Raw genomic sequence first — 20,510 nt, forward strand, 5'->3', positions numbered from 1 at the left:
GCACGGCAGGATGGCGCACGCCTCGACCAACCCAAGGACGTAACATGCTGACCCGCAAATCCTTCCTTCTGACGGCCTTGGCCACCGTGCTGGCCGCCTCGTCATCCGGCCTCGCACTGGCCCAGTCGACCTTCGACCTGAGCCCCAATCCGGCCAGCCGCTTGCATGCCGAAAAGGTCGATGCGATCGCCGCGCTGGTGCCCGCTGATTTCGACTTCGCCAAGGACGGCACCCTGACTATTGCCATCGCAGCCGGCGCGCCGCCAACGGCGACCTATGCCACCGATGGCGCGACCGTCGTCGGTTTTGATCCCGATATCGGCCGACTGGTCGGCGAAGTGCTTGGCATTCCGGTGGAGATCATTCCGATCGCCTGGGCCGACTGGCCGCTGGGCCTCACCGGCGGCAAATATGATGCGGTGATCTCCAATGTCGGCGTCACCGAGGAGCGCAAGGAGAAATACGACTTCTCGACCTATCGCATCGGCGTGCATGGTTTTTACGTCAAGGCCGACAATCCCATCACCGAGATCAAGGAGCCCAAGGATATTGCGGGCCTCAAGATCATCACCGGCTCAGGCACCAATCAGGAACGCATTCTGCTGGAATGGGATCGCCTGAACCAGGAGGCGGGTCTCGCGCCGATTGAGCTGCAATATTACGACGACGAGGCGGCTGCCTTGCTCGCCATCAGCTCCGGCCGCGCCGACGTCCAGCTCAATCCCAATGCGCCATTGGCCTATCAGGCAGCAGTGACCGGCCAGACCAAGCTGGTTGGCCTGATCAGTTCCGGCTGGCCCAACCCGGCCGATGTCGGCGTCACTACCCGCAAGGATAGCGGCTTGGCCGAGCCCTTTACCGCCGCGATCAACAATCTGATCGAAACCGGGACCTATGCCGAGCTGCTCGACCAATGGGGTGTGGCCGAGGAAAGTGTCGACGTCTCGCGCACCAATCCGCCCGGTCTGCCCAAGCCAAAGGCCTGATCCGGATCATGTCTCCGACCATCCGCCACATCGGTTTCCTGACGCCGGGCAACTTCAGCAATGACGCCCCCTTCGAGGGGATCGACGCCACACTGAACCTGATCGCCTTTGGCGAACGCCTGGGCTTTGACTCAGCCTGGGTGCGGCAGCGGCATCTGGAGCCAGGTATCGGTTCGGCGGCAGTGTTTCTCGCCGCCGCCAGCCAGCGCACCTCGACGATCCAGCTTGGCTCGGCAGTAATCCAGATCGGTTACGAGAGCCCGTTCCGGCTGGCCGAGGACCTGTCCATGGTCGATGTGCTATCGCGGGGCCGGCTCAATGTCGGCCTCAGCGCCGGCGTGCCGCCGCATGCCGCGCTGATCGGTGACCTGGTCCATGATGGCGACTGGCAGAGCCATGACCTCGGCCACAACCGCATCGCCCGCTTCGCCGCCAATCTGCGTGGCGACTATCTCGGCGATGACGACACCACCATTGCCACGCCCTTTGGTCCGCAGCGCCCGCGCCTGCAGCCACATGCGGCAGGTCTGGCCGACCGGCTCTGGTATGGCGGTGGCTCGCTCAAGTCAGCCCGCTGGGCTGGCGAGAATGGTTTCAACCTCCTCACCGGCAATGTCGTTTCAGGCGAGAACACCGATGACTTCCACACCGCCCAAGGCAATCTGATAGCCGCCTATCGCCAGGCCTCGGGTGGCCGGGGCAGGGTGGCGCTGGGCCGGGTTATCGTCCCCACCGATACGGCGCCCAGAGCCCGGATTGCCCGTTACGAGGCCTTCGCCACAGGCCGCTACGAGCGCACCCTTGCGCCCAACGGGCCGAAGCGCACGCTGTTCCCGCGCGATCTGGTCGGCACCGCCGAACAGATCATCGACTGGCTGCGCAATGATCCAGTGCTGCCGCTGATAGACGAGCTGCGGCTCGAACTGCCCTACGAATTCACCCTGCCCGAATACGAGCAGATCCTCACCGACACCATCACTCATATCGCACCGGCCCTCGGCTGGACCCCGACTGCGACGACCAATGCCGGGCGTTTGCGCGCCACGGCCTGATATCACCCATCACCAAGAGAGAGACTGAAATGACAGCGTCATCGCTCAAACTGCTGCTTGCGGGCTTGGCCCTCGCCGCCTTGACCGGCACGGCCTTTGCCCAGAGTGCCTTCGACCTCGGTCCGGAACAGCCGGGGCGTATTCACGCCCAGCCCAATCCCGAAGCCATCGCCGCCATTCCGGCGGATTTCAAATTTGCCAATGACGGGCAGTTCACCGTGGCAGTGACCCTGGGCGATCCGCCGCTCGGCACCTATGCCAGCGATTCCAAGACCCCGGTTGGCTCGGAGCCTGACTTTGCCTGGCTGATCGCCGAGGCTTTGGGTCTTGAGCCAAACCTCGTGCCGGTGGCCTGGGCCGACTGGCCGCTGGGCGTCACCTCTGGCAAGTATGACGCGGTCGTCTCGAATGTGACGGTGACCGAAGAGCGCAAGGAACGACTGGACTTTTCGACCTATCGCCAGGACGTGCTGGGCTTTTACGTCCGCAGTGACAGCCCGATCCAGTCGATCACCGAGCCCAAGGATATCGCCGGCCTCAAGGTGATCACCAGCTCGGGGACCAACCAGGAAAAGATCATCCTGGAATGGGACCGCCTCAATGTCGAAGCAGGTCTCGCGCCGGTCGAAATCCAGTATTACGACGATTCCGCCGCCAGCCAGCTGGCCATCCAGTCGGGCCGCGCGGACGTCAATTTCAACCCCAATCCAACTCTGTCCTATTCAGCAGCAGTGACCGGCGCCACGCGGCTTGTCGGGGTGCAGAATGGCGGCTGGCCGCAGACCGCGGAGATCGCGGTGGCACTACGCAAGGATACCGGGCTGGTCGATGCCGTGACCATTGCCATCAATGGCCTGATCGAGAGCGGCGACTACGCCAAGACGCTCGAGCGCTGGAACCTGGCGGCCGAAGCCATTCCAGAAGCCAAGACCAATCCGCCCGGCCTGCCCAAGACCTGATTCCCTCGCGACCACAACGCCTTGCAGCCGTCCGGACCCGGGCGGCTGCTTTTCTATTCAAAAAGGACGCCATGATGGCCAAGGACAAGCTCTATCTGATCACGCCCGGTTTCACCGATCCCAACCGCGATGACGGTCCCTTCGTCTGCCCGTTCTGCAACCAGATCGAGGGCCTGCTGGCGAGCTTTCCCGACCTGGCCACAAAGCTCGACATCGAGCGCGTCGCCTTTCCACGTCCGCGCGCGGCGGTGATTGCGGTGGTCGGCGAGGACAATCAGGGCCTGCCGCTGCTGGTGTTCGGCGATGCACCACCCGACGACGCCAAGCGTCATGGCGAGACGGCCTATCTGCAGGACACCAATCGCATCCTGACGCTGCTTGCTGAACGGCACGGCTTTCCCAAGCCGCACAAATTCCTCAGCTAGACGAGGAAGGGATAGTCGGTATAGCCCCGCTCGCCTTCGGTATAGAAGGTCGCCTTGTCGGCCGGGTTGAGCGGGGCGCCGCGCTTGAGGCGCTCCGGCAGATCGGGATTGGCGAGGAACAATTCGCCAAAGGCCACGAGATCGGCACGGCCCTCGGCCAGCACTGCCTGGGCGGAGACGAGATCATATTTGGCGGCGAGGATCAGCGGGCCCGTGAAGGCTTGGCGGATGGTCGGCGCCACCTGCGGCAAGCCTTCGGGCTGGGTAGCCGGTTCGACCAGATGCAGATAGGCCAGGCCCTCGCGATCGAGCAGGGTAGCGATGACGCCATAATGGGCGACGGGATCGCTGTCGCTCATGCCCTGGAAATTATTGGTCGGGGAAACGCGCACGCCGATCTTCTGGCCCGGCCAATGCGCCTTGGCGGCAGCGATGATATCGAGCAGGAAGCGGGCCCGCCGCTCGGCACTGCCGCCATAGCGATCGTCGCGCTGATTGCTGGCATCGCGCAGGAACTGGTCGATCAGATAGCCATTTGCGCCATGCAGTTCGACGCCATCGAAGCCGGCGTCTTTGGCCAGGCGCGCGGCCTCGCCATATTGCGCGACGATCGCCGCAATCTCGTCCTCGCTCAGCGCATGCGGCACTTCATAGGGTAGCGGAACAGTGGCGGTGTAAATGCTGCCCGTAGCGGCAATGGCGGACGGGCCGACCACCCGGCCACCGGATTCCAGCTGGCTCGAATGCGCGCCGCGGCCCATATGCGACAGCTGGGCAAAGATGCGGCCGCCGGCGGCATGCACTGCATCGGTGACCTGGCGCCAGGCGCTCTGCTGTTTCCCATTGAACAGACCCGGCCGGGTCGGGGCCGTCAGCCCGCTAAGCGGGTCGACCTCGATAGATTCGCTGACGATCAACCCGGCGCTGGCACGCTGGGCGTAATATTGCGCCATTAATGCCGTGGGCAGCTTGCCGTCTGCAGCACGGCGACGCGTCATCGGCGCCATCACCAAGCGATTGGGTAGGTCGAGCGGCCCCAGGGTGAATGGGTCAAATAGCGGCTGGGAGGGTGCGGTCATGGTGCGAATGAACTCGGGGCAGAGTGTAGATGCGCGCGATCCTAATGCGCGAAACCGTTAAGTCTACAGAACTGGTAGATATAAATGCTCGGCCATAGCAAAACTTGAAAAAACTGTGCTCGCTCAGGCTCTCCCACGTTCGTCGCGCGCCATCTAGGCTCAATCCAGTCGTGAAGCCCTGCATGTCGATCGTGACCAGGAGGCCATCCGTGTCGATTATAGATCTCGCCAGTTACATGCCCAGCCACCAGCCTAGTGCCGATGTTCCCGCCTTCAAGCACGCCATGGGCCGTCTGGCCGGCGCGGTCAATGTCATCACCATCGGTACCGGGCAGTCGCGCACTGGTTTTACCGCCACTTCGGTCTCTTCCTATTCGGTCGAGCCGCCGACCATCCTGGTCAGCCTCAACCGCAATTCCTCATCCTGGCAGGCTTTGCTCGAAGCGCGCTCCTTTGCCGTCAACATCCTGGCAGAGGGCCAGTCTGATGTGGCCGATCGCTTTGCCGGGCGCGGCGGCATCAAGGGCAATGACCGCTATGTCGGCTGGGAGTGGGATCGCCTCGGCAGCGGCACGCTCGGCCTGAGCGGCGCTGTGTCGGTGATCGACTGCGACATCGACGAAATCATCGAACGCCATTCCCACGCCATCGTGCTCGGCCGCGTCCGCACGGTCGAAACCGACCCAGACGTCTCGCCACTTCTCTACTGGCGCGGCGACTACCAAAATCTCGCCGGTCTCTGATCCTTCAGCAGTGGAGTTGAACCATGGTCCATTTCTTCGGAATTTTCGCACCAGATTTCGGCAAGCGCAGCGCGACGGACGAAGCGCCGCACAAGGCTGGTTTCTTTGGTGGTTCACCGGAGGTTGCCGTTGGCGCCGTGCCGCTGACCCGGGCCGAGCAGGATGCCTGCTATCTCAACGGCAAATTCTGGGAGCCCGATCCGCTCGAAGCCGCCGTATCGCGGCCTTACGCTTTCGTCAGCCGGTACACGCCCTGATCCCATGAGCCGCCCCGTGCTCATCGTGCCGGGACTGCATGGCTCTGGCGCCGGCCATTGGCAGCACTGGTGGCAGCGTGACCAGCGCGACGCCGTCCTGGTCGAACAGGCCGACTGGTCAAATCCGGATGAGCGGCATTGGAGCGCCGTGCTGGAACGAGCTATCTTGGCGCGCCCCGGTAGCCTGATCGTGGCGCATAGCCTGGGCGCGATTCTCGTCGCCAAGCTGGCGCGCAGCCGGGCGGCATCCTTGATTGCGGGGGCGCTGCTGGTGGCACCGGCCGATATCAACCGCACATCGGTCCGGCACCAGCGAACCTATGAGTTTGGCGCCATGCCGCAGGATGTGCTGCCGTTTCCCTCGATTGTCGTGGCCAGCCACGACGATCCCTATATGCCCTATGGCAAGCTCGAAACCCTCGCGCAGGCCTGGGGCAGCCGGCTGCACGACCTCGGAAATGTCGGCCATATCAATGTGCAAAGCGGTTTCGGCCGCTGGGTTGACGGTTATCAGCTGGCTTCGCGCGTCGAGCATCAGCTGCACTGAGCGGGCGTCCATGCCTTGGTGAATGGCGGCCTTGGCAAAATCTGCTCTTGTTTAGAATATTTCTAGACATTATTTGCATTCGGGACAGGTCTGCCTAACATGGGCGGACATCCAGGATCGCGCAGCGTCATGCTCACCAAAAAAGGCAAATACGGCCTCAAGGCCCTTGCGGCTTTGTCGGAGCTTCCGCCCGGCCAGCTGGCCTTTGTCGGCGAAGTGGCCACGGCCAACAATATTCCCAAGAAGTTCCTCGACGCCATCCTGGCCGAATTGCGCAATGCCGGCTTCGTGCAGAGCCGCAAGGGCAAGACCGGCGGCTATGCGCTGGCGCGGCCGGCCGACGAGATCAAGATCGGCCATGTGGTGCGCGTGCTCGATGGCCCCCTGGCGCCGATTCCCTGCGCCAGCAAGACGCGCTATCAGCCCTGCACCGATTGCGATGAGGCGACCTGCCAGATCCGCCACCTGATGCTGGATGTGCGCAATGCCATTGCCGACGTGCTGGACAATACCAGTCTGACGCAGATGCGCGCCATGGGCGGTGCCGAAGCGCTGTCCGTGGATGCAATGACCGCCTGAAAACTCAGTCGACCAGCCGATAGCCTACGCCGGCTTCGGTGAGGATATGGCGCGGCAGTTTCGGGTCGGCTTCCACCTTGGCGCGCAATTGGCCGATCACCACGCGCAGATATTGCGCATCGTCCTGATGCGCCGGGCCCCAGATCTGGCTCAGCGCCTGGCGATGGGTTACCACCTTGTTGGCATTGGCGGCGAGCAGTTCGAACAGGTCGAACTCCTTGGGCGTCAGATGGACCTGGGCATTGTCGACCAGTACGCGGCGGTGCTCGTGATCCAGCGTGATGGCGCCGAAGTGGCGGATTGGCGCGGCCGCCGGGCCGGGCTCGGCCTGGCGCAGTGCGACGCGGATGCGGGCAAGCAATTCGCCAATGCCGAAGGGCTTTTCGACATAGTCATTGGCGCCGAGGTCGAGCGCGGCGATCTTTTCGATCTCTTGGTCGCGGGCCGAGAGTACGATGATCGGCACGGCCGAAAAGGCCCGCACTGTTTCGATCACCGTCTTGCCATCGCCATCGGGTAGGCCGAGATCGAGAACGATCAGGGCGGGGGCACGGGTGGCCGCAAGACGCTTGGCGTCGGCGGCTGTGGCGGCGGTTTCGACATCGAAGCCGGCGGCGGTCAGCGCTGGCTTCAGGAAGCGCTGGATCTGCGGTTCGTCATCGACGACGAGAATGCGCTGCAACATCAGTTTTCCTTTGCCGCCAGCGGCAGGCGCAGTGTGAAGCGCGTGCCGCGTTTGCGCATGGCCGGGCTCGTTGCCTTGATCGTCCCACCCATGGCGACCATCAACCCACGGGCAATCGAGAGACCGAGGCCGGTGCCGGCCGGACGCCCGTCGCCCTTGGCGCGACGATAGAATTTTTCGAAGATCTTTTCGAGGTCGTCCTCGGGAATGCCTCTGCCCTGGTCGGTGACGGACAGACTGGCATAACCGTCCTCGGCCTTGGCAAAGATCGACACCGGCTGGTCGACCCCACCATATTTGCGGGCATTGTCGAGCAGATTGAACAGCACCTGTTCCAGCAGCACCGCATCGCCCACGGCCTTGGGCAGGATTTCGGCCAGGCTGGTCTCGACCACGAGATCGGGATGCAGCCGTTTGGCGCGGGCGACGCTGCTGCCAATGACCTGGTTGAGATCAACCGGCTCGCGCCGTGCCTTCATCATACCGGCCTCGATGCGGGTCATGTCGAACAGATTGGCGACGAAGCGGTTGAGCCGGCCGGATTCTTCCTCGATGGAGAGCAGCAGGTCGTCGCGCGTTGCAGCGGGCATTTTCTCGCCAAGCTGGCGGAGGGTGGTGACAGCGCCTGTGATCGAGGCCAGCGGCGTGCGCAGGTCATGCGATAGCGAAGACAGCAGCGCTGCCTGCACTTTTTCGCCCTCACGCGCCACTGAAGCGAGCGCGCTGTCGCGGTTGAGGCGGGCGCGATCCATGGCAATGGCCGCCTGGTCGAGCAGGGCGGTCCAGGTGCGCTCTTCGTCGGCGGCCAGCGGCGTATCGCCTGGTCCCATGACGAGGCCGGCGACACCGAGTACGCGCTGGGCCGAAATGATCGGGCGGAACAAGTAGCGCACCTGCGGCAGCGTGCCGGTCAAAAAGCCGGCCGGCTCCTTCTTGTCATAGGCCCAACGGGCAGCAGTCAACTCGGTTGGGTCGAGCGACTGGTCGGGCGGCCAGGCTGCCGTCAGGTCAATCTCGCCACTCTCGTCGGGCACCAGCACCACGGCAGCGCGGCCGAGACTGGTGTGCAGATGGCTGGCAATGGCGTCGAACACGCTATCCTGGCCATGCGCCCGTGACAGCTTGCGGGAGAAATCCAGCAGCGCCTGGCTCTGTCGTGCCTGCTGGCGGGAGAGGGTGGCCTGTTCGCGCAGGCGCGCCGCCAATTGCCCGGCGGCAAAGGCCACGGCCACAAAGATTACCAGCGACAGCACTTCCTGCGGTTGTGCCACGGTCAATGCACCGGTCGGCTCGATGAAGAAGAAATTATAGGCCGCGAAGGAGAGCGCTGCCGCGACCAAAGCCGAACCGCGCCCGGCGATCACCGCCGAGAGCAGCACGGCGGCGAGATAGAGCATGGAGAGGTTTTGCAACGCCACCAGCGCCGTTAGGCCTAGGCCGAACAGTGTCGTGGCACCGACTGAGACCATGGGCAGGCCGATAGTGAGAACCCATTCGGGCAGTGTCAGGCTGCGGCGCGGCTTGCGGCCCTCGTCCATAGTCTCGCCGGGCACCACATGCACGCCGATGCCGCCGGCCCGCCGCAACAGCGCGTCGGGCAGCGAGCGCCGCAGCCAGCGGCTGCTTGCGCGGCCGATGACCACCTGGGTGATATGCTCGCGCCGCGCAATGCGGAGGATGGCCTCGACGAAATCATTGGCTGCCTCGTGGCGAGTCTCGGCGCCAAAGCGTTCGGCTAACCGCAGCACCTCTTCGAGCCGCGCCGCGTCCTCGGCGCTGGGCAGGGCCGCACCGGGCCGGCTAAGCGACACCACCAGCCAGCGCGCGTTGAGCCCGGAGGCGAGGCGGCTGGCAACGCGCACCACCTTCTCCGATAGCGCATCGGGACCGACGCAGACCAGCAGCCGCTCGCCGGTAGCCCACGGGCCTTCCACCGCACTCTGGCGCAGGAAATCCACCATCTGGTCATCGACCCGGTCGGCGGCACGGCGCAGGGCCAGCTCGCGCAAGGCAGTGAGCGTCGCCGGCCTGAAAAAACCATCCAGCGCCCGCGCCGCATTGTCGGGCAGATAGACCTTGCCCTGGTTGAGGCGGGTGATCAGCTCGGCCGGCGGCAGATCGACCAGGATCACCTCGTCGGCGCTTTTGAGCACGATATCGGGCACGGTCTCGCGCACCGGAATGCCGGCGATGCGGGAGACCAGGTCGGACAGGCTTTCGAGATGCTGGATATTGAGCGCGGTCCAGACATTGATGCCAGCATGGATCAGCTCGGCAATATCCTGGTGCCGCTTGGGATGGCGCGATCCGGCGGCATTGGAATGCGCCAACTCGTCGACGATCAGGAGGGCGGGGCGACGTGCCAGCGCCGCGTCGAGATCGAATTCGCCATAGGCGGCGTCCTCGCCCTGGCGCGGCAGGGTTTCCAGGCCTTGGGCCAGCTTTGCCGTTTCGCTGCGGCCATGGGTTTCGATGAGGCCAATGACCACGTCCATACCGCTGGCCTTGAGCCCGCGCGCCCGCTCCAGCATGGCATAGGTCTTGCCGACGCCGGGCGCGGCGCCCAGAAATACCGTCAGCTTGCCACGGCTTTCGCGCGCGGCAAGCTGTAGCAGGGCCGTTGGGTCCGGCCTCTTGTCTTCGGTGGGGCGTGCCATTTCAGCTTCCGAGCGGGGCGGCCTCGTCCAGCGCCAGGTTGAGACGCAGCACGTTGACGCGCGGTTCCCCGAATATACCCAGAATGGGCTGCTCCGTCACAGCGGCAAGTGTGGCTTCGATCACCGAAGACTCAACACCCCGCGCTGTGGCGACGCGAGCGACCTGCATGGCCGCATATTGCGGCGTCACATGCGGATCGAGCCCCGAGCCAGAGGTGGTGACGGCATCGGCCGGCACGGATGTCTCGCCGCTGGCCGTGACGGCCGCCGCCACGCGTTCGACCAGCGCCGCGCCGGTCGGACCGATATTGGAGCCGCTGGATCCGGCGGCATTGTAGGGATCGGGTCCGGTGGCCGAGGGGCGGGGCCAGAAATATTCGGCTGTGCTGAAATTCTGCCCGATCAGGTCGGAGCCAATGAGAACGCCGTCGCGCTCAATGCGGCTGCCATTGGCCTGGCCGGGAAAGGCCGCCTGCGCCGCGCCGGTGATGGCGAGAGGATAGGCGAGGCCAGTGACGGCGGAGAGCAGAATTGTGAGCACGATGGCGGGGCGGATTTGGTTGAGCATTGCGGCCTCCTAGATGATGCCGAGAGCGGTGACGGCCATGTCCACCAGCTTGATGCCGATGAAGGGGGCGATAAGGCCGCCCAGGCCATAGATGAGCAGGTTGCGGCTAAGCAGGGCGGCAGCGCCGACCGGACGATATTTGACGCCGCGCAAAGCAAGCGGGATCAGCGCCACGATAATCAGGGCGTTGAAGATGACGGCCGAGAGAATGGCCGTTTGCGGCGAGGTCAGGCCCATGATGTTGAGCGCGCCGAGCTCGGGATAGGTCACTAGGAACAGTGCCGGGATGATGGCGAAATATTTGGCCACGTCATTGGCGATGGAGAAGGTGGTGAGCGCACCGCGAGTCATCAGAATCTGCTTGCCGATCTCGACGATCTCGATGAGCTTGGTGGGCGAGGAGTCCAGATCCACCATATTGCCGGCCTCGCGCGCCGCCTGGGTGCCCGACTGCATGGCGACGCCGACATCGGCCTGGGCCAGAGCCGGCGCGTCATTGGTGCCATCGCCGCACATGGCGATCAGCCGACCGCCGACCTGTTCCTTGCGGATATACTCGAGCTTCTGTTCCGGCGTGGCTTCGGCGAGGAAGTCGTCGACCCCGGCTTCCGAGGCGATGGCCGCAGCAGTGACCGGGTTGTCACCGGTGACCATGACGGTGCGGATGCCCATGGCGCGCAAGGCGGCAAAGCGTTCCTTTATGCCCGGTTTGACCACGTCTTTCAGATGCACCACGCCAAGCAGGCGATCGGCCTCGGCCACGGCCAGCGGCGTACCGCCCGAGCGGGCGATGCTGTCGACGGCCTTGTTGAACTCAGCACCGGCCGTGGATTTATCGAGACCGACGAATTTCAGCACGGCGTCGACGGCGCCCTTGCGGATACGGCGGCCTTCGACGTCGATGCCCGAAATGCGGGTCTGGGCCGAGAAGGGAATGAAGGTCGTGCCATTGTCGAGAATGATCGGTTCGACAAGGCCGAAGTCCGACTTGGCCAGGGCGACGATGGAACGGCCTTCGGCTGTTTCATCGGCTAGACTGGCGAACAGCACGGCTTCGGCAAGGTCTTTCTCGTTTACGCCGGCCACCGGCAGGAATTCCGACGCCATGCGATTGCCGAAGGTGATGGTCCCGGTTTTGTCGAGCAATAGGGTATCGACGTCGCCGGCCGCCTCCACGGCACGGCCGGAGGTGGCGATGACGTTGAAGCGGATCAGTCGGTCCATGCCGGCAATGCCGATGGCCGAGAGCAGGCCGCCAATAGTGGTCGGGATCAGCGTCACCAGCAGGGCGGCGAGGACGACGGCAGAAAGGTCAGTCCCGGAATAGGCGGCGAGGCCGTAGAGCGTCACCACGGCGACCAGGAACACCAGCGTCAGGCCCGAGAGCAGGATCGACAGGGCGATCTCGTTGGGCGTCTTCTGGCGCTTGGCGCCTTCGATCAGGGCGATCATGCGATCGACGAAAGTCTCGCCCGGCTTGGTGGTAATGCGCACCTTGAGCCAGTCGGAAATCACCTGCGTACCGCCGGTGACAGCCGAGCGATCGCCGCCGGCTTCGCGGATCACCGGAGCACTTTCGCCAGTGATGGCGCTTTCATTGACCGAGGCCACGCCTTCCACGACTTCGCCATCGCCCGGCATCAGGTCGTTGACCTCCACCAGCACGACGTCGTCGATCTTGAGGCTGGTGGCCGGAATGACTTCGCAGGCGCGATTGTCCTTCTGGTCGGGGAAGAGCAGTTTCTTGGCGACAAGGTCCGACTTGCCGCGCTTGAGGCTTTCCGCCTGCGCCTTGCCGCGCCCTTCGGCGACGGCTTCTGCGAAGGTGGCGAACAGCACGGTGAACCAGAGCCAGAGCGCGATCTGTCCGGAGAAGGCGGCGTCCAGGCCGCCGCCGAGGTCCTGCACGAACAGGACGGTCACCAGCAGGGCCACAACTTCGGTGACGAAGATCACCGGATTGCGGATCAGCTGGCGAGGGTCGAGCTTGAGCACGGCGTCGCGCAGGGCCGGCAGCAGGATGGCCGGCGAGAGGATGGAAATCTTGGCTTGAGTGGACATGAAAGGTTCCTAGAAGCTCTGGCCGGCAAGCATGACGAAATGCTCGACGATCGGCCCGAGAGCCAGGGCCGGGAAGAATTGCAACCCGCCGAGGATGATGATGATGCCGATCAACAGGCCGACAAACAGCGGCCGGTCGGTCGGGAAAGTGCCGGTCGAGGCGGCGGCGCGCGGCTTGGCGACCAGGGAGCCGGCAATGGCCAGCACGGGCACGAGGTAAGCGAAGCGGCCGAGCAGCATGGCGATGCCCAGGGTGGTATTGTACCAGGGCGTATTGGCGGTGAGGCCACCGAAAGCCGAGCCGTTGTTCCCCGCAGCCGAGGTATAGGCATAGAGGATTTCGCTGAGGCCATGCGGGCCGGGCGTCAGGATCGAGCTGGTGCCGAATTCGGCGACGGCGGATACGGCGGTGAAGCCAAGGATCACCAGCGGCAGGATGAGCACTGCCAGCATGGCGAATTTCATCTCGCGGGCCTCGACCTTCTTGCCGAGGAATTCCGGCGTGCGACCAACCATCAGCCCGGCCACGAAGACGGCGAGAATGGCGAAGACTAGGAGGCCATAGAGACCCGAACCGACGCCGCCGGGCAGCACTTCGCCGAGCTGGATCAGGGACATGGGCACGAGACCGCCGAGCGGTGTCAGCGAGCCATGCATGGCGTTGACGCCACCATTGGAGAGGCCGGTGGTGACGGCGGCGTAAAGCGCCGACATGGCCTGGCCGAAGCGGACTTCCTTGCCTTCCATATTGCCCATGGCCGGGTCGACGCCGACGGCGGTCAGCAGCGGATTGCCGTAGCTTTCAGCCCAATAGATGGCGCCGGTACCCACCACCAGCATGATGAAGGACACCGAAATCAGCGCCCAGCCCTGACGACGTGAGCCGACCATCTGGCCGAAGGCATAGACCAGCGCCGCCGAGACCGACAGCATGGCGATGATGTTGAGATAATTGCTGAACGCCGTCGGGTTTTCGAAGGGATGCGCGGCGTTGACGTTGAAGAAACCGCCGCCATTTGTGCCGAGCTGCTTGATGGCTTCCTGCGTGGCGACCGGGCCGGTGGCGATGGTCTGCTGCGCGCCTTCCAGCGTGGTGGCAACAAAGCTGGCGTCAAGCGACTGCGGCAGGCCCATGGCGACGAAGGCCAAGGCGACAATGATCGCCAGGGGCAACAGCACGTAGAGCGTGGCGCGGGTCAGATCGACCCAGAAATTGCCCAGCTCATGCACGCCGGAGCGAACGAAGGCGCGGGTCAGCGCCATGGCCACGGCAATGCCGGTGGCAGCCGAGACGAAGTTCTGCACTGTGAGGCCGAGCATCTGGCTGAGATGGCTCATCGTGGTTTCGCCGCCATAGCTCTGCCAATTGGTATTGGTGACAAAGCTCGCCGCGGTGTTGAAGGCGAGGTCCGGCGACAGGCCGGCAAAGCCCTGCGGATTGAGCGGCAGCAGATGCTGCAGGCGCAGCATGGCATAGAGCACCACAAAGCCGGTGAGGCTGAACAGCAGCACGCCCATGGCATAGCCGAGCCAGGTCTGCTCCTTGTCGGTACGGACACCTGCCAAGGCATAAAAGCCGCGCTCGACAGGGCCGAGCACGGGGGAGAGGAGATTGCGTTCGCCGGTAAAAACCTTGGCCATGTAGAGGCCGAGAGGCTTCACCAGCGCGAGGGTTGCGATCAGCACCAGTGCGATCTGCAACCAGCCGGGAAAAGACATGGTGGCTCCGAAGTCAGAAGCGCTCGGGCGCCAGCAGCGTCACCACAAGGTAGACGGCCAGCGCGAGGGCGATGAGGAAAGCGATGATGAGCATGGCGGCGCTCACAGCCGGTTGAGCGCTACGGCATAGATCGCTAGAGCGATCAGCGTGCCGGCGCCCAGAGCGATATAGGCAAGGTCGAGCATGTGGAGCCTCGTTGTTTGAGGCTCTTGCAGTGGACCCAAGGCCCGTCAAATTGCCATATGGATTGCGGCAAAAGCGCATAAGGATTTCATAAGGATAGGCGACAAGCCCGCGCCTTTGCGCCATCATCGGCGTCGGAACCCGAAGCGGAGGCGCATGTGAAGGTCATCATTCTGGGCGGCGGCGTGATCGGCGTCACTTCGGCCTATTACCTGGCCAAGGCCGGCCATGAGGTGGAGGTCATCGAGCGGCAACCCGGCGTGGCGCTGGAAACCAGCTTTGCCAATGCCGGCGAGATTTCGCCTGGCTACGCTTCGCCCTGGGCCGGTCCGGGGATTCCGCAGAAGGCCGTGAAATGGCTGATGATGCGGCACCCGCCACTGATCGTGAAGCCCAAGCTCGACCCCTATATGGTCCGCTGGGTGGCCCAGATGCTGACCAATTGCACCGCCTCGCGCTATGCGATCAACAAGGCGCGCATGGTCCGTGTGGCCGAATACAGCCGCGACGTCATGATCGCGCTGCGCGCCGATACCGGCATTCAATATGACGAGCGCACGCAGGGCACCCTGCAGCTGTTTCGCACCCAGAAACAGGTCGATGGCGCGCACAAGGATATCGAAGTCCTTGAGCAATATGGCGTTTCCTATGAAGTGCTGGATCGCGCCGGCTGCATCGCCGCAGAACCGGGACTGGCCAATTCGACCGCCGATATTGCCGGCGGGCTGCGCCTGCCGGGCGACGAGACCGGCGATTGCCATATCTTCACCAAGCGGCTTGCCGAGATGGCGGCCGAGTTGGGCGTGGTGTTCCGCTATGGCGTCAGCATCGAGGGTCTGGACGTGACCGGTGGTGCGGTGACCGGCGTGCGGACCAGTGCGGGCCTGCTGACCGGCGATCGCTATGTGTTAGCACTGGGTAGCTACAGCCCTATCCTGGCGCGGCAGGTTGGTGTCGACCTGCCGATCTATCCGGTGAAGGGCTATTCAATTACCGCGCCGATCAAGGATGCCAGCGTGGCGCCGGTTTCCACAGTGCTCGACGAGACTTACAAGATTGCCGTGACCCGGCTGGGCGACCGCATCCGCGTTGGCGGCATGGCCGAAATCTCCGGTTACACCGACCACCTGCCGCCAAAGCGCCGCGAAACGCTTTCCCATTGTGTGAACCAACTGTTCCCCGGATCGGGCGATACGGTGAATGCCAGCTACTGGACCGGGTTGCGGCCGATGACGCCCGATGGGACGCCGATCATCGGCGCGTCAAAACTCGGCAATCTGTTCATCAATTCCGGCCATGGCACGCTGGGTTGGACCATGGCCTGCGGCTCGGCGCGCATCACTGCCGACCTCGTCGCCGGCAGCCAGCCCGATATCGATATCTCCGATCTCGGGCCGGGCCGCTACTAGCTAGGGCACGGCATCCGGGGCGAGGGCGCAGCTTGGCGCATTCTCGTCCCAGATCACCTCAATGGTGGAATGGGTAATGCCATAGTCGGTGAGCAGGGCCGCCTTGACCGCCTGGGTCACGGCGGCGGGATGGGCGCCAGCGGCAATCAGGATATCGAGCGTCGCCACCGGCTTGCCAGAAGTGATCGACCAGACATGGACGTGACGGACCTCTTTGAGGCCCTCCACCTTGGCGACCAGCGATTTGCTGAGGTCTTCGACCACCACATTGCCCGGTGTGCCCTCCATCAGGATATGCAGCGAGCCGCGGAACAGCTTCCAGGCGCTGCGCAGCACCAACAGCGAGACCAGCACCGAGAGGATCGGATCGATCGGCATCCAGCCGGTGAGCCAGATCACTATGGCAGCGACAATGGCGCCGACCGAGCCGAGCAGATCGCCCAGCACATGCACCATGGCGCCGCGGATATTGACGTGATCCTTGTCGCCGCGCGACAGCACGACAAAAACCACGATATTGATGACTAGGCCGAGCACGGCGACAATGAACATCGGCCCGGCCAGCACTTCGTGCGGCTGCATTAAGCGCTGGATCGCCTCATAGGTGATCCAGGCGACCAGGGCGAACAGCGCCACCGAATTGATCAGTCCGGCGACCACTTCGAGCCGCATATAGCCAAAGCTGCGCTGGCTGTCCGAGGCGCGGCGACCGTAGCGGAACGCGGCCCAGGCGAGCAGCAGGGCAGCGGAATCGGTCAGCATGTGACCGGCATCGGCGATCAGCGCCAGCGAGCCGGACAAGGCGCCGGCGATGACTTCGGCCACCATGAAGCCGGCAGTGAGGAGGAAGCCGATCAATACCACGCGCTCATTGCCGGCGCTGACCGTCGGCGCATGGCTATGGCCGGCGTGGTCGTGACCAGAATGGTCGTGCCCGGCATGGTCATCTCCGGAATGATCGCGACCAGCGTGGTCATGGCCCTCGTGATCATCCTCGTCATGGTTGTGACCGGCATGCAGGTGGCCATGCCCCAATGTGCCCTGATCCTTGTTGCCGCCCATCATGTCGTCTCTCCTCGTCATCCTTCATATGAATACATGTTCATATGTGCAGATCAAGAAAAATGCGCGTGACGGCCGGCGATCAGCCGTTGCTGGCCTCGTCATGCTCTTCCATGGTGTGCTCGAGCATGCCGCTCAGCATGTCGGCGACATGGGCGTCGGCCGTCTCGTAGAACACCTGCTTGTTGCGCCGCGTGCCGCGCACCAGCCGGGCGCCGCGCAGCAGGCGCAGGTGGTGGCTGACCAGCGATGGCGAGGCATTGACCGCCTTGGCGATATCACCGACCGCGATCGGTTCGGCGAGGCAGGCCAGCAGCACGCGCAGCCGGGTCGGATCGCCGAGCAGGCGATAGGTTTCGGCGATGACGGTGATCTGTTCGTCGCTGGGCGTGGTCACGGGCGGAACTCTGGGCGGGGCTAGCTGCTTCAAGAGGTAAGGCGCTTTGCGCCGCTGCGCCAGAGGGTGGCCCCGTGTCGCCCAACATGCCAAGCTGATGAAAACACCCGAGGAGTTGCCCATGAGTTTCCGCGCCCTGCTGACCGAAAAGGCCGCCGACGGCACAATTACCTCCTCCGTCCAGACGCTGGACGAGGGGCGCCTGCCCGAGGGCAATGTGACGGTGGCGGTGGACTGGGCAGGCCTCAATTACAAGGACGGGCTGATCCTTACCGGCGCCGGCAATATGATCAAAGCCTATCCCCATGTCGCCGGCATCGACTTTTCCGGCACGGTCAGCGCCAGCGAGGACTGGCGGTTTCATGAGGGCGATAAGGTCTTGCTCACTGGCTGGCGCGTCGGTGAGAGCCATTGGGGTGGTTATGCCGAAACAGCGCGGGTCAATGGCGACTGGCTGGTGCCACTGCCCAAGACGTTGAGCGCGCGCGATGCCATGGTGCTGGGCACGGCGGGGCTGACGGCGATGCTGGCGGTGGATCGGCTGGAGGCGGCCGGCGTCAGCAAGAGCGCTGGGCCGATCCTGGTGACGGGCGCGGCGGGCGGCGTCGGTACCATTGCCATCTCGCTTCTGGCCAAGCTTGGCTATGAGGTTGCCGCATTGTCGGGGCGCCCACAGCATGCCGAGGCGCTGAAGGCTTTGGGTGCGACGACGATTGTCGATCGGGCGGCATTCCTCGCCGAGCCGGACAAACCGCTGGAAGCGGCGCGTTGGGCCGGTGCGGTGGACAATGTCGGCGGAGCGCTGCTCGGCAAGCTGCTGAAACAGGTGCATTACGATGGCGTCGTCGCCAGCATCGGCATGGCAGGCGGCACCGATCTGCCGACCAATGTACTGCCCTTCATCCTGCGCGGCGTGACGCTGGTCGGCATCGACAGCGTGATGCGGCCCACCGCGCCAAGGGTGGCGGCCTGGCAGCGGCTGGGGGAATTGTTTGATGCCGAGGCGTATTCGGGGCTGGTCGAGGAGATCGGGCTGGAGGGCCTGCCGGAAGCGGCAAAGCGGATTTTGGCGGGGGAGGTGAGGGGCAGGGTGCTGGTTGAGGTGCGGTAGGAGTCCTTGTTGGATACCCCCACCTAGCCTCCCCCTGATAGGGGGAGGAACAGATCGAGCTTTTGGCAACATAGTGCCCAATCCACCAGACGGATTCCTCCCCCTTTTCAGGGGGAGGCTAGGTGGGGGTATTCTTTCTTTGGGACCTATCGATACCCAGCCGCCTGCAGCTCAAACAGCTCTGCATACCTCCCGCGTAGCCCCAACAATTCTTCATGCGACCCGGACTCGAGGATCGCGCCATTCTCCAGCACCAGGATCCGATCGGCCATGCGCACTGTCGAAAAGCGGTGCGAGATGATCACTGCCGTCTTGCCCGAGGCCAGGCTCTTGAAGCGCGAGAACACTTCCGACTCTGCCTTGGCGTCGAGCGCCGCGGTGGGCTCATCGAGGATGATCAGATCCGCGTCGCGCATATAGGCGCGGGCGATGGCGACCTTCTGCCATTCGCCGCCCGAGAGGTCGCGGCCCTTCTTGAACAGGCGGCCGAGCTGCTGGTCATAGCCATCGGGCAGCTTGGCGATCACGGCATCGGCCAGGCTCCGCTCGGCGGCGTCGCCGATACGGGTCATGTCGTCCTGGTCCGCGATGCGGCCGACGCCGATATTCTCGCGGGCCGAGAGGCTGTAGCGGATGAAATCCTGGAAGATCACGCCGATATGGGCGTGGATGTCGGCGACGGCGAACTCCTTGAGATCGATCCCGTCAATGGTCACGCGGCCCTCATCGGGATCGTAGAGCCGGGTCAGCAGCTTGACGATTGTGGTCTTGCCGGCGCCGTTCTCGCCGACCAGCGCCAGCGTCTCGCCGGCCCTGAGCGTGAAGCTCAGGTGGCGAATGGCCCAGCCTTCGGTATCGGGATAGCGAAAGCCGACGTTTTCGAAGCTGATGCCGTGGCGGATTGGCTGGGGGAAGGGCTTCGGGTTCACCGGCGAAAGAATGGTCGGCTCGATCTCGAAGAAGGAAAACAGGTCGTCGAGATACATCGACTGGCCGGCAATGGCGGTGAAGCCGAGCAGGATTTTCTGGAACAGCCCATTGAGGCGCAGGAACGAGCCGGAGAGGAAGGCCAGGTCGCCGATGGAAAAGTCGCCGGTAATGGTGCGCCAGACGATGAAGCCATAGGCGCCATAATAGGTCAGCGAGGAGATCGACGAGAACAGCGCGCCCCAGGCGGCGCGTTGCGTCGAAAGGCTGCGGTTTTCGAGATAGATGGTGTGGGCCAGCTGCTTGAAGCGGCGGATCAGGAAATCGCCCAGCCCGAACAGCTTGAGTTCCTTGGCCGTCTCGGCGCTGGCGCCGATATAGCGGATATATTCCAGCTCGCGCCGCTCCGGCGTGCGCCAGCGGCTCATGAAATAGGCCAGCGTATTGAAGCGCGTCTCGCCCCAGATGGCGGGTACAAAGCTCAGCGGCAGCAGCAGGATCAGCCAGGGCGCATAGAAGAACAGACCGGCGGCCAAGGTGATAACAGTGATGATATCCTGCGCCTGGCCGAACATCTGGCTCAGCAGCGCATTGCGGCCTGCCGCCTGGCGGCGGGCCCGCTCCAGCCGGTCCTGATATTCGGCGGATTCAAAATGCATCAGGTCGAGCCGCGCCGCATGGGCCATCAGCTCGACGCTGACCGTATTGGCATGCAGCTCGGAGAGGATGGAATCCACCAGCCCCGTGGCGCGGGCGATGAAATCATTGGCCAGCACCAGCGCGAATTCGAGGCCGAGCAGTAGCAGGACATGGTTGAGCTCCCCACTGGCCCACCATTCGGCAAAGGCCGGGCCCGGCGGAGTGATGGCAGTGAGGCGAACCACCTCGTCGACGATCAGCTTGGCGGCAAACAGCACGGCAATCGGCTGCAGCGAGGCGACAAGTCGAAGGCCGATGCTGGCGGCGGTCAGCGACTTGCTGGTGCGCCAGATCTGCGCCACCAGCCGGCCGAGATGGCGGAGGTTGTCGAGGCGTTCGCGGAATGTGGGAGCTTTGTCGTCGGTCGGCGGTGGGCGACGCCCGGGAAGATCGGTCATGGCAAT

At 64.0% G+C, this 20,510-nt stretch carries 21 protein-coding genes; 10 read left to right on the forward strand and 11 right to left on the reverse strand.

The features are described from left to right. The first annotated feature begins 44 nt into the window (after positions 1-44). The 4 genes from BM045_RS01950 (at position 45) to BM045_RS01965 (ending at position 3,422) form a co-directional block, all read left to right on the forward strand. Complete coding sequence (locus tag BM045_RS01950) at positions 45-986, forward strand: ABC transporter substrate-binding protein (protein ID WP_092179314.1); 942 nt, start codon at positions 45-47, stop codon at positions 984-986. A gap of 8 nt (positions 987-994) precedes the next feature. Then, positions 995-2,038, forward strand: a complete 1,044-nt coding sequence (locus tag BM045_RS01955) for an LLM class flavin-dependent oxidoreductase (protein WP_092179315.1) — start codon at positions 995-997, stop codon at positions 2,036-2,038. A 29-nt stretch (positions 2,039-2,067) separates the two neighbouring features. Next, positions 2,068-2,997 carry an ABC transporter substrate-binding protein gene (locus BM045_RS01960; RefSeq protein WP_092179316.1) on the forward strand — a complete coding sequence of 310 codons (930 nt, stop codon included), beginning with the start codon at positions 2,068-2,070 and terminating at the stop codon, positions 2,995-2,997. A 74-nt stretch (positions 2,998-3,071) separates the two neighbouring features. Beyond that, entirely contained in the window at positions 3,072-3,422 is a 351-nt protein-coding gene (locus BM045_RS01965) for a DUF3088 domain-containing protein (protein WP_092180780.1), read from the forward strand. On the opposite strand, the gene BM045_RS01970 is transcribed toward BM045_RS01965, so the two are convergent. Next, the gene (locus BM045_RS01970) at positions 3,419-4,501 is read right to left on the reverse strand and encodes an alkene reductase (protein WP_092179317.1); all 1,083 of its coding nucleotides are present in this window, start codon (positions 4,499-4,501) and stop codon (positions 3,419-3,421) included. The two genes, BM045_RS01965 and BM045_RS01970, sit on opposite strands and share 4 nt — an antisense overlap. A gap of 209 nt (positions 4,502-4,710) precedes the next feature. Between BM045_RS01970 and BM045_RS01975 the strand changes: the two genes are divergently transcribed. The 4 genes from BM045_RS01975 (at position 4,711) to BM045_RS01990 (ending at position 6,627) form a co-directional block, all read left to right on the forward strand. After that, complete coding sequence (locus BM045_RS01975) at positions 4,711-5,244, forward strand: flavin reductase family protein (RefSeq protein WP_244522844.1); 534 nt, start codon at positions 4,711-4,713, stop codon at positions 5,242-5,244. A 23-nt stretch (positions 5,245-5,267) separates the two neighbouring features. Beyond that, positions 5,268-5,501 carry a hypothetical protein gene (locus tag BM045_RS01980; protein WP_092179319.1) on the forward strand — a complete coding sequence of 78 codons (234 nt, stop codon included), beginning with the start codon at positions 5,268-5,270 and terminating at the stop codon, positions 5,499-5,501. 4 nt (positions 5,502-5,505) lie between these two features. Further along, the gene (locus tag BM045_RS01985; RefSeq protein WP_092179320.1) at positions 5,506-6,048 is read left to right on the forward strand and encodes an RBBP9/YdeN family alpha/beta hydrolase; all 543 of its coding nucleotides are present in this window, start codon (positions 5,506-5,508) and stop codon (positions 6,046-6,048) included. Between the two features lie 129 nt (positions 6,049-6,177). Beyond that, positions 6,178-6,627: an RrF2 family transcriptional regulator gene (locus tag BM045_RS01990; protein WP_092179321.1), complete on the forward strand. Its 450-nt coding sequence runs from the start codon at positions 6,178-6,180 to the stop codon at positions 6,625-6,627. A gap of 4 nt (positions 6,628-6,631) precedes the next feature. On the opposite strand, the gene BM045_RS01995 is transcribed toward BM045_RS01990, so the two are convergent. From BM045_RS01995 to BM045_RS19260, 7 genes are read right to left on the reverse strand one after another with little or no spacing between them, the layout of a single operon-like run. Then, positions 6,632-7,315 carry a response regulator gene (locus BM045_RS01995; protein WP_092179322.1) on the reverse strand — a complete coding sequence of 228 codons (684 nt, stop codon included), beginning with the start codon at positions 7,313-7,315 and terminating at the stop codon, positions 6,632-6,634. Continuing rightward, positions 7,312-9,969, reverse strand: coding sequence for a sensor histidine kinase (locus BM045_RS02000; RefSeq protein WP_092179323.1), 2,658 nt, complete (start codon positions 9,967-9,969; stop codon positions 7,312-7,314). The genes BM045_RS01995 and BM045_RS02000 overlap by 4 nt, the downstream gene beginning before the upstream one ends. Before the next feature lies 1 nt (position 9,970). Next, on the reverse strand, positions 9,971-10,537 hold the full coding sequence (kdpC, locus tag BM045_RS02005; protein ID WP_092179324.1) for a potassium-transporting ATPase subunit KdpC: 567 nt from the start codon (positions 10,535-10,537) through the stop codon (positions 9,971-9,973). A gap of 9 nt (positions 10,538-10,546) precedes the next feature. Next, positions 10,547-12,598 carry a potassium-transporting ATPase subunit KdpB gene (gene kdpB / locus BM045_RS02010; RefSeq protein ID WP_092179325.1) on the reverse strand — a complete coding sequence of 684 codons (2,052 nt, stop codon included), beginning with the start codon at positions 12,596-12,598 and terminating at the stop codon, positions 10,547-10,549. A 9-nt stretch (positions 12,599-12,607) separates the two neighbouring features. After that, positions 12,608-14,317: a potassium-transporting ATPase subunit KdpA gene (gene kdpA / locus BM045_RS02015; protein ID WP_092179326.1), complete on the reverse strand. Its 1,710-nt coding sequence runs from the start codon at positions 14,315-14,317 to the stop codon at positions 12,608-12,610. A gap of 13 nt (positions 14,318-14,330) precedes the next feature. Beyond that, complete coding sequence (gene kdpF, locus BM045_RS18825) at positions 14,331-14,423, reverse strand: K(+)-transporting ATPase subunit F (protein WP_170848331.1); 93 nt, start codon at positions 14,421-14,423, stop codon at positions 14,331-14,333. Beyond that, positions 14,420-14,542 carry a hypothetical protein gene (locus BM045_RS19260; RefSeq protein WP_280139419.1) on the reverse strand — a complete coding sequence of 41 codons (123 nt, stop codon included), beginning with the start codon at positions 14,540-14,542 and terminating at the stop codon, positions 14,420-14,422. Before BM045_RS19260 ends, kdpF begins: the two co-directional genes overlap by 4 nt. 117 nt (positions 14,543-14,659) lie before the next feature. Between BM045_RS19260 and BM045_RS02025 the strand changes: the two genes are divergently transcribed. Further along, positions 14,660-15,910 (forward strand): D-amino acid dehydrogenase, encoded by a 1,251-nt coding sequence (locus BM045_RS02025; RefSeq protein WP_092179328.1) that lies wholly within the window; start codon positions 14,660-14,662, stop codon positions 15,908-15,910. On the opposite strand, the gene BM045_RS02030 is transcribed toward BM045_RS02025, so the two are convergent. Then, the gene (locus BM045_RS02030) at positions 15,911-16,975 is read right to left on the reverse strand and encodes a cation diffusion facilitator family transporter (RefSeq protein WP_244522845.1); all 1,065 of its coding nucleotides are present in this window, start codon (positions 16,973-16,975) and stop codon (positions 15,911-15,913) included. Positions 16,976-17,054: 79 nt separating this feature from the next. After that, positions 17,055-17,369 (reverse strand): ArsR/SmtB family transcription factor, encoded by a 315-nt coding sequence (locus tag BM045_RS02035; protein ID WP_244522846.1) that lies wholly within the window; start codon positions 17,367-17,369, stop codon positions 17,055-17,057. Between the two features lie 121 nt (positions 17,370-17,490). Here BM045_RS02035 and BM045_RS02040 point away from each other — a divergent pair, with 121 nt between their 5' ends. Continuing rightward, a complete protein-coding gene (locus BM045_RS02040; protein ID WP_170848332.1) occupies positions 17,491-18,480 on the forward strand; it encodes an acrylyl-CoA reductase family protein in 990 nt (329 codons plus the stop codon). Between the two features lie 146 nt (positions 18,481-18,626). On the opposite strand, the gene BM045_RS02045 is transcribed toward BM045_RS02040, so the two are convergent. Further along, positions 18,627-20,504: an ABC transporter ATP-binding protein gene (locus BM045_RS02045; protein ID WP_092179330.1), complete on the reverse strand. Its 1,878-nt coding sequence runs from the start codon at positions 20,502-20,504 to the stop codon at positions 18,627-18,629. Positions 20,505-20,510 lie beyond the last annotated feature (6 nt).

Origin of the sequence: Devosia sp. YR412, from assembly GCF_900110945.1 — a bacterium.
Lineage (GTDB): Bacteria > Pseudomonadota > Alphaproteobacteria > Rhizobiales > Devosiaceae > Devosia.